At 40.6% G+C, this 15806-nt stretch carries 16 protein-coding genes and 1 pseudogene; 7 read left to right on the top strand and 10 right to left on the bottom strand.

The features are described 5' to 3' along the window. The first annotated feature begins 99 nt into the window (after positions 1 to 99). The 3 genes from AACU33_RS04790 (at position 100) to AACU33_RS04780 (ending at position 2847) form a co-directional block, all read left to right on the top strand. Positions 100 to 717, top strand: a complete 618-nt coding sequence (locus tag AACU33_RS04790) for an antitoxin Xre/MbcA/ParS toxin-binding domain-containing protein (protein ID WP_096587284.1) — start codon at positions 100 to 102, stop codon at positions 715 to 717. A gap of 452 nt (positions 718 to 1169) precedes the next feature. Further along, positions 1170 to 1832, top strand: coding sequence for an RES family NAD+ phosphorylase (locus tag AACU33_RS04785; protein ID WP_096587283.1), 663 nt, complete (start codon positions 1170 to 1172; stop codon positions 1830 to 1832). 97 nt (positions 1833 to 1929) lie between these two features. After that, the gene (locus AACU33_RS04780; protein WP_096587282.1) at positions 1930 to 2847 is read left to right on the top strand and encodes a hypothetical protein; all 918 of its coding nucleotides are present in this window, start codon (positions 1930 to 1932) and stop codon (positions 2845 to 2847) included. A gap of 290 nt (positions 2848 to 3137) precedes the next feature. Here AACU33_RS04780 and AACU33_RS04775 read toward each other — a convergent pair whose 3' ends face one another. Next, on the bottom strand, positions 3138 to 3506 hold the full coding sequence (locus AACU33_RS04775; protein WP_096587281.1) for a hypothetical protein: 369 nt from the start codon (positions 3504 to 3506) through the stop codon (positions 3138 to 3140). A 90-nt stretch (positions 3507 to 3596) separates the two neighbouring features. Then, a complete protein-coding gene (locus AACU33_RS04770) occupies positions 3597 to 4982 on the bottom strand; it encodes a cytochrome P450 (protein WP_096587280.1) in 1386 nt (461 codons plus the stop codon). Positions 4983 to 5011: 29 nt separating this feature from the next. Here AACU33_RS04770 and AACU33_RS04765 point away from each other — a divergent pair, with 29 nt between their 5' ends. The 4 genes from AACU33_RS04765 to AACU33_RS04750 all read left to right on the top strand — a co-directional run bounded on the left by AACU33_RS04765 (position 5012) and on the right by AACU33_RS04750 (position 9076). Continuing rightward, positions 5012 to 5134, top strand: coding sequence for a hypothetical protein (locus AACU33_RS04765; RefSeq protein ID WP_339375767.1), 123 nt, complete (start codon positions 5012 to 5014; stop codon positions 5132 to 5134). Positions 5135 to 5272: 138 nt separating this feature from the next. Next, on the top strand, positions 5273 to 6583 hold the full coding sequence (locus AACU33_RS04760) for an OmpP1/FadL family transporter (RefSeq protein WP_096587279.1): 1311 nt from the start codon (positions 5273 to 5275) through the stop codon (positions 6581 to 6583). An 88-nt stretch (positions 6584 to 6671) separates the two neighbouring features. Next, positions 6672 to 8138: a xylulokinase gene (gene xylB / locus AACU33_RS04755; protein WP_096587278.1), complete on the top strand. Its 1467-nt coding sequence runs from the start codon at positions 6672 to 6674 to the stop codon at positions 8136 to 8138. Positions 8139 to 8401: 263 nt separating this feature from the next. Continuing rightward, positions 8402 to 9076, top strand: coding sequence for a helix-turn-helix domain-containing protein (locus AACU33_RS04750; protein ID WP_096587277.1), 675 nt, complete (start codon positions 8402 to 8404; stop codon positions 9074 to 9076). 301 nt (positions 9077 to 9377) lie between these two features. Here AACU33_RS04750 and AACU33_RS04745 read toward each other — a convergent pair whose 3' ends face one another. From AACU33_RS04745 to AACU33_RS04710, 8 genes and pseudogenes are all read right to left on the bottom strand, one after another. Continuing rightward, positions 9378 to 9920 (bottom strand): alpha-ketoglutarate-dependent dioxygenase AlkB, encoded by a 543-nt coding sequence (locus tag AACU33_RS04745; RefSeq protein WP_096587276.1) that lies wholly within the window; start codon positions 9918 to 9920, stop codon positions 9378 to 9380. 226 nt (positions 9921 to 10146) lie between these two features. Beyond that, positions 10147 to 10749: a hypothetical protein gene (locus tag AACU33_RS04740; protein ID WP_096587275.1), complete on the bottom strand. Its 603-nt coding sequence runs from the start codon at positions 10747 to 10749 to the stop codon at positions 10147 to 10149. A gap of 160 nt (positions 10750 to 10909) precedes the next feature. Continuing rightward, positions 10910 to 11962, bottom strand: a complete 1053-nt coding sequence (locus tag AACU33_RS04735; protein WP_096587274.1) for a glucokinase — start codon at positions 11960 to 11962, stop codon at positions 10910 to 10912. An 89-nt stretch (positions 11963 to 12051) separates the two neighbouring features. After that, positions 12052 to 12699 carry a histidine phosphatase family protein gene (locus AACU33_RS04730; RefSeq protein WP_096587273.1) on the bottom strand — a complete coding sequence of 216 codons (648 nt, stop codon included), beginning with the start codon at positions 12697 to 12699 and terminating at the stop codon, positions 12052 to 12054. Between the two features lie 134 nt (positions 12700 to 12833). Next, a complete protein-coding gene (locus tag AACU33_RS04725; RefSeq protein ID WP_096587272.1) occupies positions 12834 to 14219 on the bottom strand; it encodes an aromatic ring-hydroxylating dioxygenase subunit alpha in 1386 nt (461 codons plus the stop codon). Between the two features lie 211 nt (positions 14220 to 14430). Continuing rightward, complete coding sequence (locus AACU33_RS04720) at positions 14431 to 14862, bottom strand: DUF2262 domain-containing protein (RefSeq protein WP_096587271.1); 432 nt, start codon at positions 14860 to 14862, stop codon at positions 14431 to 14433. A 17-nt stretch (positions 14863 to 14879) separates the two neighbouring features. Then, a pseudogene (locus tag AACU33_RS04715) lies at positions 14880 to 15443 on the bottom strand (Uma2 family endonuclease). A gap of 21 nt (positions 15444 to 15464) precedes the next feature. Then, positions 15465 to 15800, bottom strand: coding sequence for a hypothetical protein (locus tag AACU33_RS04710; RefSeq protein ID WP_096587270.1), 336 nt, complete (start codon positions 15798 to 15800; stop codon positions 15465 to 15467). Between the last annotated feature and the right edge of the window lie 6 nt (positions 15801 to 15806).

The raw sequence follows: 15806 nt of genomic DNA, 5'->3' as shown, positions 1-15806 counted from the left end.
AAACATACATGAGAGTGCGAATCTAGAGATCTAGATATTTGACATCTCTTACATTACTTGAGTAAATTATTATGTTAGGTGGTCGGTTTAGGAGGGATTATGAGCGAAATTAACGTCTCGATTGATGCTCCTTCCGGAAAATATGTTATGAAACAAGCACTAGAGCGCATCGCACTAGAATTTCAGGATTATCTCAATTCTCTACAACCTGAGGAGATTAAATGCTTAGCAGAAAGGTTGGCTCCTACTCATACTAAGCCAAAGTATTCCCAAGCTGAACTTGACTTCGCTGCCAAACTTGGTGCCGATCAAATCAGTGATGAAGAGCATAGTAAATTAGAACTTGCTGCGCTAACGAGAAATTTTAGGTGGAGACAAGAATTACTTAAATCTTCATTAACAGCACCGCAAGTAGCCGATTTATTGAATACAACCCGTCAGACACCACACGATCGCTTAAAAAAGAATAGCTTAATTGCTGTTCAAGATAACGGAGTCTGGAAATTTCCCATCTGGCAATTCGATCCTGAGGGGCCAGATGGTGTAGTAGCTGGGCTACCAGATGTTTTAAAAGCTCTGAATGTTCCTGCTTTTTCAAAAATAAGTTGGCTGACTCGACCAAACAATGCTTTAAACGGGTTAACCCCCATAGAAGCCTTAAAGTTTGGGCAAATAGATGACGTAATTGCCGAAGCCAGGACTGTGGGAGTTTTGTAGAAGTCTGTTAGACAACTAATGATCCAGAAGAATCAATGCGAGGACGCGGGGAAATTTTCATTCTCCGCGTCCCCTTGTCTTCTTTACAATTATCTCAGTATAAATCCTGGCAACAAATCTACTGATTGATTGACAAAAGTTACAAGAGCTACACTTTTGTAGATAAAAATGTCCGGAAACACGTAGCTAACTCTTGAATTTTGCTGTAGATATAGTTTTTATGTACTAGTACAGCAAGGCGAAAATCAAGCTACTATTCAAAAATATCCGAAAAGCTGACGCAATTAGCTTTTTACAGTTGACGAAAAGTTTTAAAGAAGGTTAACTCAATCTAACAAACTTTTCCAGACGATTTTGAATTCCGTACACCAGCACTTGTTGACAGACACCGTAAAAGTCTGGAACATCAAGTATTCCTATTTTGTCAGTCAACCAGATCAGGAGTGATAAAGGTGGTCAAACTAATTGTCCCGCCACCTCGCTTTGGCAGGCCAAAACCAAAATTTTATAGCTTGAAAAAGGGGACGGAACTTTTCAGAATTTTCCGGACAGACTTTGGTACTACTGCCTTGACTTTTCGAGGGTGGGGCCCGCTTTATCGCTTCGATCATCATCGCGGCAACTTTCCCAGCTTTTCCTACGAGCCAAAGGATTATCAACCAGCCCATGACCAAGAACGCGGTATATACTACCTTGCACCAAAACTTTCCAGTTGTCTAGTAGAAGTTTTTGGTGATGTCGGTTGTATAGAAATTACCGACCAACAAATTGCGATTGTGACTGTCACGAGAGATTTAAAATTATTAGATCTCCGGGGTACGGGGGCGATGCGGGCTGGTGCGAATGAAGCCACCCTAGCCAAGACAGAAAAGCGTTCTCTTAGCCAAGCTTGGTCGCGCTATTTTTACGAGCAGCCAGGGATTTACACTCAAATTCATGGGTTAATTTATTGCAATGCTCATAATAACGAAGATGCGATCGCAATTTACGAGCGTGCGGAACATTTCTTCACCTGTAAACCAGAAAATGTATTGCCGCTAAAACACGAATTGTTACAAGGCCCAATTTTAAAAGCGGCGGATGAGAATAATTTAGAAGTAATTCCCTATTGGTAATTCTGGTTAACGCGCATTCCCGTAGGGGTGGGGTTTCCCCACCCTTAATTTACGAAAATTCATATACCGCATAATTTATTGAATCGTTATAAAAATTATGATAAACAAACCAAATCAAGAGCCTGGTAGCAACCAGATTTCTAGAGAAGCAGTAGATTGGCTACTGAGAAAAATTATTCACATTCCCAAAAACTGGTTAATTATTAGTAGTATTTTTATCCTTCTTAGTATCTTTCAAATAACTGGTGGTGAAAAAATCACCTTTAAATTTGAAGTAACCAACACCACAGCCGTTTTTGTAGCATTAATTTGGCTACCATCTCTACTAAAAATAATTGCCTTAACAGGAGGAGCAATCAAGACTCCAGTAGGGGAAATTACTGGCTCAAGTATGATGCCGATGCTACAGTCATTAACAGGTGATACTCTCGGATTTTTGATTGAGCAGACTAAGCTAGCAGAAGAGATTGCACCACCACAACAGCAGCTAGAAATGCGACAAATGCGCCATGAATGGCAGAAAGCTTATGCCTCAAGAGTTCCTTCATCGGAAGCACGAAAACAAATTGAAAGCTTAAGTCAACGCTATAAAGAACTGAGAAATTCCTTACCAGCAGGAGCAAAACGTACATTTGAAATGGAGTCTATTGCTGGGAGAATGCGCGCGCTGGCTTCAGAAGTAAATTTTTCTGAACAAGAGGTAAATAATCTGCTCAAATCTAACGACCAAGGTAAGCGATTGCTAGGACTTTCTGTAACAGAATGGTCTGGAGATCCGACTTACTTTTATGCAGTGCTGAACACGATTAATAATTCAGAAACAGCCTTTGAACAGACTTGTGCATTACGCGCAGCAGAAAAGATGGTAGTTAGGCTAAATACTCAGCAGAAACAAGACTTGCATTCAGTACTGCTACATCAACGCAATTTTAATGAAGCAGAAAAATGTTGGATTAGACCTAATTCTAATCGTTGGGCATTGAGCGATCGCATTTTAACAGCCTTAGAAGAATAGCGATACTGAATATTTCACAAAACCCGCCCCTACTGAGCTTTGTGTTTAGTCTGCGGGCGTTCTTTTCTTGCAGCGATCGCACTGCTAAACTATTTTCAGTATGTGTAAATAAAGCTAACTTATAGTTAACACAATTCAAGATTGCTGCAAACATTACCAATGACAAAGCGCAAATGACAGCCCTCACTAGTTAACTTTATTTGTCCCGACCTAACTTAAATAAACAATATTGCGGTATTACTGGGTATGGCTGCACTTCGCTGGAGACAACAACTTGCCTCCCCGTCACCTCAACGCTTTTTGGAAATAGGCGCTTGATTCGGGTCAAGTTTACGCAAAGTCTCGCCTTTGGCTACACCGTAGCTTTGCCAACCGCCATAACCCAGGACAAAATCACCCACAGAGAAATTAGGATGCTGAGATTTAATCACTTGGCTAACAGTACTACCAACCATTACAGATCCTAACTCCGCAGGCGCAGCATAGGACTCGCGATCGCTCATGCGTCCACGCATATAAGGGTCGAGAGATAGATAAATAGTGCGGTTGCAAACTTCGCCTTCTCCGGGTTCTGGAATTGGAGTTTTCACAACAGCAAAATCACTTTCTTTCGGTTCCCCCACCGGGCGGCTTTTCAGTAAGACTTGTTTATTTTTCATTGGTCATTTGTCATTTGTTATTGGGTATGGTGCATTTCTTCTTCTGCTCACTTGTGCCCCTTGTCTCCCCACACTCCCCACACCTCCTTATCAGCGCGTTACTGGTACTTGTTGTTGCTCGGATGTAGAAGCCCGATCCGCAATCTGCTTAATTTGTACCTTAAGACCGTACTCTGGGCGCAGGGTAATTGAAGGTTGCGGTACAATGGGGAATCCTGGTACTAATTCTATCTGGAAGCGTTGGGCGATGGTCGCCAGTAATAAAGCTGCTTCCATTTGTGCAAAGCCTTTACCAATACAAATTCGCGGGCCATCGCCAAAAGGAAAATATACGCCTTTGGGTAGTTGCTTCTCAAACTCGGCTGTCCAGCGTTCTGGTTGGAAGGTTTCGGGATCGGTAAAATATTTGGGATGGCGATGCATGACCCACTGGCTAATCATTATCGTTGTGCCTTGGGGAATTTCATAATCGCCAATTGTGGTATCTTGCGCAGCTTCTCGCCCTAAGAGCGATACTGGAGGATACAACCGCATTGATTCTTTAATTACTTCCTGAGTATAAGGTAAGCGGGAAAGGTCTTGGATTGTGGGTAACTTTCCTTGTAAAACTTGATTTAACTCGGCAGAGAGTTTCTCTTGAACTTCTGGATGTTGCGATAATAGCATCCATGTCCAAGATAAAGTATTGGCAGTAGTTTCATGACCAGCCAGCATCAAGGTTGCTACTTCATCTCGCAACAGTTTATCGTCCATTTGTTGCTGAGTTTCTTCGTCCCGTGCCTCCATCAGCATCGAGAGTAAATCGTTGGTTTTTTCACCACTATGACGGCGATCGCTTATTAATTTATAAATAGCTGCATCCATTTCCTCTACAGCATGACGATACCTGACGTTTTCCGGACTGGGGAACCATTCCCACACTAAAAAATTCTGCCGCCGCTTACTTTCAAACCAGTGCATTGTCACATCTAAGGCATTAGCAACAACTTTGGCTTCGCCTGCATCCACATCGGCGTTAAAAATGCACTTCATCACGATCGCCAAAGTGAGGCGCATCATATCTGCATGAATATCATGGATTTCACCATCATGCCAGGTTTGCATCATTCGGTTGGTGTACTCTACCATTGTTTCACCATATTCATTAATTCGCCTTTGGTGAAACACAGGTTGAGCTAGGCGACGTTGCCATAACCAAGATTCTCCTTCTGCGGTTAACAACCCTTCACCTAGTAGAGTTTTTAAAACACGGAAGCCTCGGCTTTTGATAAAAGTTTCGCGATTTTTGAGAACTTCTTCAATATATTCAGGATTAGTCAGCAAACAAGAAGGGGTTAATCCTAAGCGTAACGGGACAATATCACCATAGTCACGACAACGAGTAAGAAAACCTAGCGGATCTTCCCCCAGATCGACCAAATGCCCGACGATAGAGTTAATTGGTGGTGCTGGTAACTCGAATATATCTTGAGCCATTGCAGAAATTCTCCACGCTGATTGCCTTTTTGAAGGTTAATTTTCTGCGCAATGAAATTCCTCATCAAAAAGAAAGATTTATTCACAGCGATCGCATTGCCTACTCTATTGGCACTGTTTTCCTAGAGCGAGTAAAGCTAACACAGCAATAGCTACACACAACAAGTTGTAAAAAAATGACTGTAAATTTATCCCATTGCTCAATAATCAATCTAATCAGCGATCGCTTTGCTTTGAGAGCTAAAAAGCGATCGCCAATTTAAAACAGTTTAAATTCTAAAAACATCAATATGAAACAGTTACAAGTGAACTTATTGCTAGTACCAATCTTTGTGGTACTTACAGCAAACTCTGCATTAGCAGGCGGATTTGCCCTCAACGAACAGAGTGTTAAAAATCTCGGAAATGGCTTTGCTGGTAGTGCAGCTAGCGCTGAGGATGCTAGTACTATTTTCTCTAATCCTGCTGGATTAACTCGCTTAGAAGGCAATTCTGTAGTTGGGTCTACCTTTGTGATTTTCCCAACAATCCAGTTTCAAAACCAAGGTTCTCGCGTAGTTACAGGTGTGCCATTAACAGGTGGTAATAGTGGCGATGCTGGTGTGGATGTTGTAGTACCAAATCTTTATGCTGCTTGGAGTCTGTCGGATCGGGTCAAGCTAGGGCTGGGAATTAACGTTCCGTTTGGGCTAATTACTAAATATGACAATAACTGGGTTGGGCGTTACCAAGCAGTTGAATCTAAATTTACCACCTATAACATTAATCCCACGATTGCCGCCAAGGTGAGCGATAACTTTTCTGTAGGCGCAGGTCTGAATATTCAGTATGCTGAAGCCACACTTTCAAATGCGATCGATTTTGGTTTAGTCGGGCGGAGTGTTGGTTTACCTACCTTACCCCAACAAGCAGACGGCTTTGTGAAAGTTACTGGTTCCGACTGGAGTGTGGGCTATAACTTGGGGGTAATGTATGAACCAAGTAAAAGCACGCGCATTGGTTTAAGTTATCGTTCTCCGATTACGCAAAAAATTCGGGGTAATGCAGATTTCACCGTACCAGACAATTTAAGAATCCTCACAGCTAGGGGACAGTTCACAGACACAGGAGCCAGCGCTATTGTGAACCTACCCGATACATTGTCCCTTGCTGTTTACCAAGAACTTAGTCCCCGTGTATCAGTTGTGGGCGATGTTACTTGGACACAGTGGAGCCGCTTCCGAGAATTGCGTGTTAAGTTTGATAACCCCGCTCAAGCCGATAGCGTACAACCAGAGAACTGGAACGATACCTACCGTGTAGGCGTTGGCTTAAACTATGCACTCAACGATCGCCTAACTCTGCGAACTGGTGTGACTTACGATCCTAGTCCGATTAGCGAGGAATATAATACTCCGCGACTACCTGGAGGCGATCGCACAATCGTTGGATTCGGTGCTACCTATAAGCCTTCCAAATCTTTCAACGTAGACATTGGCTATACTCATGTGTTCTCTGACGATAGCTCGATTAACCAATCAAGTACTACAGCAGGTACACTAACAGGGAAATTTGCCAGCGAAGTGGATGTTATTGGTTTACAACTAAACTGGCAGTTTTAGTTAATTTCCAATAATTACACCTCAGTAGGGGCACAACAATGTTGTGCCCTTGGTAATTTAAGAATATATTCCATGAAAAGCAAATGACATGAGTAATGTCGTAGTTGGCTTAGATTTGGGTACAGGAGGAGTAAGAGCGATCGCGGTTGACCTGCAAGGGCAAATAATCGCTCAGACTACGAGAAGCTATCCCTTGTTAACTCCTCATCCTGGTTGGACGGAACAGAATTCATCGGATTGGGTGGAAGCAAGTTTAGCTGCACTTTCTGATGTGGCTCAACAGCTAGATGGATACCAAGCCATAGCTCTCGGTTTATCTGGACAAATGCATGGTATGGTTCCTCTTGATGCTGAGGGCAAAGCAATTAGATCGGCAATTTTATGGAACGATCAACGTACAGGTAAAGCTGTTGCGGAAATTGAAGCCGCTATTCCTCGCCAGGAGTTGATTCAGCGTACTGGGAATCCCGCAATTACTGGATTTCAACTGCCGAAGCTTGTCTGGTTGCGGACTGAAGAACCAGATGCTTATGCTCAGTTATGGCAAATTCTTTTACCAAAAGATTATTTAGGGTATGTACTAACTGGCGAATTATTCACAGAACCGTCTGATGCGTCTGGTATCGGCTGTTTGAACTTAGCGAATCGACACTGGGATACAGATATTCTGAATGCTCTGAATCTTAATCCCGCATTGTTTCCCCCAGTAGTCGAATCTACTGCGATCGCCGGACGGTTGAAATCAGGAATTGCTACCCGTGTCGAGCTACCCGTCGGATTACCAGTAATTGCAGGCGGTGGCGATAATGCAGCAGCAGCAATTGGTTTGGGTATTTCCTCCAGCAATCTCAACCGGGGTAGTTTAAGTATTGGCACATCGGGAGTGATTTTTGCACCATGCGATCGCCCAATTCCCGATCCCCAAGGACGAGTGCATTTATTCTGTCATGTCGATGGTGGCTATCATCTTTTGGGAGTGACGCTAGCAGCAGGCGGATCTCTGCGGTGGTATCGAGATACCTTGACATCGCAGATATCCTACACCGCGTTGATGGATATGGCAGAGCGATCGCTTCCTGGTGCGCGTGGCGTTCTCTTTCTCCCCCACCTCGCAGGCGAACGCAGCCCCCACCTCGATCCAGATACGCGTGGTGCTTTAGTCAATCTGTCATTAGCTCATACCCAAGCAGATATAACTCGTGCTGTACTGGAAGGCGTTGCATTTAGCTTGCGGGAAGCCTTGGAAGTAATTAGTGCGATCGCTCCAGTGCATCAACTCTTAGCCACAGGCGGAGGCGCAAAATCTACAATTTGGTTACAAATTCTGGCAGATATCTTGCAAACAGAACTGATTGCACCCAAAGCCGAAGAAGGAGCCGCTTACGGAGCAGCAATTTTAGCAATGGTAGGAGTTGGTGCTTACCCCAATTTAGAAGCTGCATTCAAGATTTTGCCACAGGATAGCAAGGTGGTACAGCCGCAAGTAAATCCTGTATATGAAGCAGGGTTTGAGCGATATAAACTACTTTACGAAGCCTTGAAAGCCGTTCGTTGAGATGAATTTTAGCGTTTTTGAGAAAAGAGCGATCGCTAAACAATAAAGACTATAAACAGTGAGGCGTATACTTCAAATAGTTGCAAATTCTTGGGTCTTTTCAACTCACAATCTCAGGACATCATCAAACAGTAATGATGTATCACTTACCATGTGGAGTCTCAACCTCTGATTGCGCAGAATAACTGCTCATTTCGCCAGTGTAGCTTTTCGCTTTTGATAAATTAAATAAAAATTAGCCTTGTAACCGAGCGAGAATAGCTATGGATGGTTTACCAAATGATAGGTTAACAAAGAAAGCCTATGGACGCATCTTAAAAAATGCACGAAATCTCAAAAATTACTCACAAGAGAAGCTAGCACAGGAGTCTCACGTTTCTAGAAGAACTATAGTAGACATTGAAACTGGAAATGTTGCTCCTAACCAAGCATATCGAAAAAGCTTTGCTAAAAGTTTAGATAATCCTATACTTGAATACTTTCCGCAATATTCTATTGAACAATTTCCACATCGACTAAAAATCAGATTTCAACATGAGAAGGAAGCAGGAAAACATTTCTTGAATGGATTAAAACAGCAAGAATTAAATAGTTTTAAAGAGGTTTTCCGTCTTTATGAAATGGCGTCAAAACAACAAGATGGTGTATTAATGCTGCTCTTGGATGAATATCTGCACACGCGGATAATGAATGCTCATCCTGACGAACTAACAAGAAATTTAGTTGGGCGATATAGACAAGATTATATAGAATTCTTCAAAAGTTGGATTCCGCAACTCAATTTTAATATATCACTTGGACAACATACAATTCATTTGAATATGTTTCAAGCGATTCTTGAGCAAAATCAAGACAAGCTAAACCAAGCTATTCACTTACACTTAGTTAACTCTCTCAACGATGTTACAAGAATTATCAATATGCTAGAAAATGATTGATAAGTTATATCGAGTGATTGCACTACATCTATAAGATTTGCGCGGATTGTCTTCTCATATTATTACTTTCAAGATGTGACTGTTTAGAATCAAAAAAGTCAATCTTATCAAGACTTATCATGAAAAATAACAATTCGCCGGAAGATTGGAACAAAAAAATGCAATATTTTTTAGTGTTGATGCAAATTATTTTTTACTTAGTAGCAACAGCTAATTATGGTTTACAGATTAAAAGCACTATGGAAAGCAATAGTTATATGAGAATACAGTCTCAGAAAGTATTTTAACTCTAAAATTAAATTTAGGTATGAGATTTGACAATCGATCGAAACGTCAGGCTGATTCGTTCTCCAACCCCAGGTGCTTTTGGTATTGCGTGTAACCACTCTGACTGAATATGCTTTGGCATATACAACAGAGCGCCATTTTTCAGATTAAATGAAAACTTAATTGAGCTATCTAATTTGCTGCGAAAAACGATCGTGCGTTCAGCGCCTAAGGATACAATCGCCACTCCAGTTCCTTCGCTCAACTCTTCACTTGAGTCTGAGTGGAAACCCATTGATGATAACCCGTCCGGGTAATAATTGAGGAGACAATTGTTCGGGTAGAAATTAAGCTTTTCGTAAATCCGCTGACAGATCGGGATAAGTTCAGCAAGCATTTCAACCTGGGGATATATCATACCTGAGTAGTCATAAGAAACGCCAAAGCTAGCCGTCTTTCGCGCTCGCAAACGCTCATCCCACTCAACCTTATCCCGCAGAATAGCAAAGAGTATTTCCGGATGAGTAACAAAGGATTCAGTTATGTGGATATTTGGTAGTGAATTGATTTCTGGCATAAATTTTGTAAGTCAACCCAACAATATACTCTTTTAAGTATTCATCATTTTATTCAACAGCAGAATTCGCCTTTAAATTGTGGAAGAGCGATATATTTTAGACATTTTATATACTGTGTTGAATAAAGCAAATATTTTCATATACTTTCAGAGTCGGGGTAAAAAAATTCGTAGCCAGGATAAACTTGCTGACTACGAATTTATATATCAAGTATGTTTATAATCCTCAAGCTTTTAAAACCACATGGAAAGAATTTAAATAACCATTGATGGTTTTAGCTAAAGTGTAACGCTGTTTTTTTGTAGTGATAGCCATAACTTGATACAAGCGCCCTTGAGCAAAATACATCCTACTTTTAGTGAATTTGCCACCAGCGTTGACGTACTCAATTTCTTTGCCAGGATGACCATTGGTACTGCGAATATCTCGCTGTCTAATTAAATTGCTTTTCGTAGTCTTTAAAGCTATATCCCTAGCATTATTAAGTACTGTTTGCGGGTTTGCCATCTTACCGTAACTGTAGGGAAAGTCATTGTAAGCAACTACATAAGCAACTTCCTGTTTTGGCGGTTGAGCTATAAATAGTTCTAAATTGATTTCCCCCATATAGGTTTTTTGAGCCTGGCTATCTCTTTTGGGCATTCCTGGCATCAAAACGCTAAAGCGTCCATCAGGGCCAGTGAACAACTTCCATTGTGGCTGTACTGGTTGAGTCACCTTTGGTTTAGCTGGAGTTACCTTTGGTTTGGGTTGACGTGCCTCAACCAGTAAAGATCCGCTGCATACAAGTGTGGCAGTAAGTAGGGACAATAAAACTTTGATTGTCATAGATTTTGCTTTTAATGGTGCTGATATCACCGATGCTGCTAGTACAGCACAGCGGAAATAAATATTCGATTCAAAACATACGCAAAGCTTACTAGATAAGCTTTTTGAATGTTGAATTTTGAACGAGTCAATTTTAATTTCCGCAAAGCGGTACTAGCTGTTATAACCTAGCAGCATACAAAGCAGCACCAATTAGCCCTACTTGTTGATTGAGAATAATATACACCGGTATTTCTTCGAGGAGGGAACGCATCCTACCTTTTTGGGTGAAGTTGAATAAAAAGCGACCCTCTTGCATTAAAGGCAGTATTTTAGGAGCAATACCACCAGCTATATATAATCCACCGTAAGGTAGAAGTTTGATGGCAAGATTGCCAGCTTCTGCACCATAAAGTTCTACAAACAGGTGCATGGTTTGTTCGCAGAGGCGATCGCGTCCTTGTAGTGCAGCCGTACCAATCATTGCACCTGGATCGACACTTTTTTCTGGTTTTCCTGCCTCTTGTTCCCAAATTCTGACGATGTGGGCAATATCTGGTGATTCGACGGCAATTTTTTGATCGCGCAAGAATTGGTAAATAGATACAATTCCCATCCCAGAAACTACTCGTTCTACAGAAACACGCTGGATATCATGTTTATCCATCAGGTATTTCATCAGCCGAAATTCTAACTCGGTACGCGGCGCAAAGTCGGCGTGTCCACCTTCGGAAGGAAATACTTTGTAGTGTTCTGCTTGCTTGATTAAAAAACCTTGTCCTAAACCAGTACCCGCACCAATAACCGCAATGGGTGCTTCTGGTCTAGGTTTTCCAGCTTGTAAAGTCAGCAAATTTTTGTTGTTTAAGCCGAAAATGCCGTAGCCAACGGCAGTAAAGTCGTTGATTAGAGAAACAGAAGCAATCCCCAAATCTTGTTGCAAACGTTCGCTATCTAAATACCAAGCTAAGTTGGTCAGCTTGGCAGTATTGTTCACTACTGGGCCTGCGATCGCAAAGCAGGCTTTTTGTGGTGTTGCTGACTTAGCTTTGGCGAGAAACTGCTGAACTATCGGCACTAAATCGGGAAAGTCTTGACTGTGAAAACTCTCCTCATAAATATTGCGTAACAGATGTGCGTCTGAGGTTTCATGAAATCCTGGTGAGTCAGTGGTTTCAGCTAACCGCAGAATGGTTTTCGTACCGCCGATGTCTCCTGCTAGTAATAATGTCATAAAACTTATCAGTAATAGAGTGACTTTCTCAGTACATGGCAATGTATATAGATTAGCGGAAGCCAGGATTCAAAATCTCTATCTAGGATTTAAACAAATCGAATTATTTCCTCTACCTCCACTAGATGAGAAGTATCTCCCTTAAGTTCTAATAACCATTCTGAGTCTTGCAGCACTACTTTGACTAAAGAACATAAAGAAGCCTTCACTTCCATTTTGGCAATTTCCCCTACTAATCCCATAGCTGCCCCTAGTACAGAAGCACCATGCCCTACTAACAGGATATTTTTTGGGTAGTATTCAGTCGCTAAACATCTAGCCGTTTGTCCAGAACGGGCGCGTACTTTTTCTTGTGTTTCGGGATATGTTGCAGCAATGTGGGGAGTATAGCTCAGATCGATTCTGGGAAATAATTCTGCTAGCGTGAGAGTTGAGAGTCTTTCTGGTTCTTCTGTCATCCAAGCCGGATTTAGCCATTCGCTCAAACCAGTTTCTAATTTAATTGGTAAATCTAGTACTTCTGCAACTGCATTCGCCGTTTGCACTGTTCGCAGGAATGGGGAAGCAAAGATATGACTGATTTTCTCTTTCTTCAGGCGATTAGCTAGCTGTTTTGCTTGAATGAAACCATCCTCCGATAAAGGTGGATCGTAGCGACGTTCAGCAGTGAGAAACCAATCGGGGTTAACAAAGTCTAGGCGGTTGGCGTGTCTTGCGATCCAGATGATTTGACTCATGGGTTTGATTGTTCAGGCGAATACAATTCGCAACAGAGATAGACACCCAAAAACTGGGTTACAAATCTAAATATATTATAAATATTGTAATGTTTTGTAAAAAATTAATTAACTTCGAGAAATATCATTTGATGTTAATTTTTATATAATTCAACCACAGGTAGACCTTTTTTAGGAATACTGCTAAGAAAGCGTTCTCGAATTGAATCTAATTTATCGGAACAAATTAAGCTTAATATACCAAGTAAAACTGGGATAATAGCTATGTTTATAGGTAGCTGAATTCCAATTAGTAACAAAGATAAAATTGTCAATCCTACCGTCAAATTTTGGCAAAAGTTTTTGACTTTATCTAACAAAACTAGAGATTGCCGACAACTAGGGCAATGCTTTGTATGTCTGTGCCAGATCTCGTATAGTTGCTCATCGCTAAATTCTTGAAAAGGTGCTTCTCCTATTCCTTGCCATGCAGGTTTACCACCAGCAAACTCATCTAACCATTTCCGAAAAGTCACGATGCCAACGTCAGCTACTGAAGGCATAAAATATGATTTTTGCCAAGTTCTATTTCCCAGAGCTTCATTAACAGCTTGGGAGTGCATCATTGATAAATCTTGGTTACTCAACTTATAACTAGATGAATGTTGTAATCCAGTTTGTAAATACTTAGGAAGCAGCTCAAACCAAAAATTACGTTTTTGTGGAGGAACATCAATGATAAACTTAACAATTTGTTTACAATAACCTGGTTTTGTAGGCACAAAATATAACTGAATTAAAGTAGATTTCCCGTTAGAATATTTGTAAATTGTTGTATTAGAACAGGGTGGAGTAAATTTACGAGTCGCATCCATATCTTTGTTAAAGATATTGTAACCAGAATGCTTTAAAGTAAAACCATCTTCAGCAGATATTTCTCCCAATACTTCAAAATGTTCTATAGGGATAGCTCTTTCCGGAGAAAATCCAGCAATGTCTCGATGTAAAAATTGGGCATGAGAAGGATCAAAACTACTTTCAAAAGAGACAGTATAACCAACAGGAACTTCTGACATAAACCAATCGCTCAACGAACTATCAAGCTGAGATTCTGGCATCAATGCAGGTTGCTTTGAAGTACTATCTTCAAAAGCAGTAGGATTATTATCTGCCCAAATCCACAGTAATCCTTGTAGCACTTGAGTAGGATATGTTGTTACTTGCGATCGCTCGCTATTACAAGCAGTTTTTAAAGCATTTTCATCACTCAACATGGGAATATTTGTACATTTTCCCGACCCATCAAAACACCAACCATGATGACGACACATTAGGTGTCTATTTTCATTAATTGTTCCTAAAGATAACTGAGCTAATTTATGGGGACAAGTATCATCCATTGCTACCCATTTTTGATGTTTGTCTTTCCAGATTACTAGCTTTTTTCCAAGCAAAGTTATCGGGGTTGCATGAGAGGGTTCCAGATAGCTGAGAGGAGTTATTGGATACCACTGTTTAGTCCAAGAAAAGTTAGTTGTCATACAATTAATTAATGTATTAAAATAAAATTTGTGAAAATTTTAAAGTTGATTTTTTTTTGCTAGCAGACATAACAATGGTTGCGATAGCTCGCGTAATGAAGAATCCACATTACAGCCCTTAATCTAGTCTAAAGGATAAACTGGCCGCACCAATCCACCTGGAATGCTTATTTTTCCGTTGTACACAAATTTTAATTTTCACGTAGCGCTATTAGCCTGCAATTCTGGCGTCTTCAAAAGCTCCGTGGCAATCAATCGATACAATAATTATGTGCCCACAAAATAGATCGCCATCATCATAGTAAAGGTTGGCGCTACCATTAGAATTAAAGGCGATCTCATCTAGTTTGATCATTTTCATGAAAGTTTGACAGTCAATTTCATTGCCATTATTCCAACTCCGATTGTACAGGTCGAGAAGTTGGTTAGCTGCACAACGTCGAAAGTTGACTTCCTGTGCTTGAATTCGGATGAAAGAATGACAAGCAAGTTCGATAACAGCAAGTGTTTCTGCATCATCACTATCAACACTTACATTGATAATATTGCCAGGAGTAATTTCAACTTTACTAGACCACCAATCGAGGTCGCTATCCCAAATTAATTCACCTAAAATTTCATTTTTAATTATTTTTTCGGGCATTACTACTTTTAATTAGCTTATAATTTTAACCAGTTAAATAACTGCCCTACAGTCAATTGTAGGTTACTAACTAAATCGGGGACTGGTAATATTTACTGTTCTGCTTGTAAAAGTTCTGGCTGCTGTTTTTGAGGATAGACTAAAACAGATTTTTCCTCTGGATCGATCAGCCAACCTAAGCTAGTACCATACTTGAGACAATGCAAAATATTTCCAGTTATTTTAGTTTGACTTTGATCGGGTGAGAGAATTTCAATTGTCCAGTCTGGATGGGTTTCAAAGACATTTGCCACGTCTCCATTTGCATCTACAGGAATTCTTTCCCAAGCAAACACAGCGACATCTGGAACAATTGAACGTCCGCCAAATGTACAGCGCAGTTCTGGAAAGGCTAGGGCAATTTTTTGAGGCTTTACTAAAGCATTGATATAACTAAATAATTCACCTCTAATCCTACTATGTTTTCCTTGAGGCATAGGTTTTTGAATAATTTGCCCATTAATATATTCACTAGCTGGCTTGGTTTCCGGTAGTTTTAAAAATTCTTCTAAAGTTATGAAAATAGTAGGTGACTCTAGCATATACTTGCACCGCCTAAACTTTTATACAGATGTAATTTCTTGCCGAAACTCATCCCAAAACTCAAAGAATCTATCGAATGCTTCTGTTTCAGATTTAGTTTCAGTTATGACGAATATATACCAATCTATAGCATTACCCATAGAATACTTTTTGCGTAACCAATTATTAAATTCTTTTTCCAACTTCCGATTAAATTGTTCTGATTCAGGAATATTATGTTCAATAACCGCCATTTCATAACCTAGCAGCAAAGACCATAAAGCAGATAAGGATTTTCTACCAAGAATCAAACCTGGTCGCGAACGTACTATTTCAAGTAAACTTTCAAATGTTGAATACTTGAACAAAGTAGACACAATTAT

This window comes from Calothrix sp. NIES-2098, assembly GCF_963875125.1.
Taxonomy (GTDB): domain Bacteria; phylum Cyanobacteriota; class Cyanobacteriia; order Cyanobacteriales; family Nostocaceae; genus Aulosira.
The sequence above is the reverse complement of the archived record's forward strand: the minus strand, read 5'-3'. Positions and strand labels throughout refer to the sequence as shown.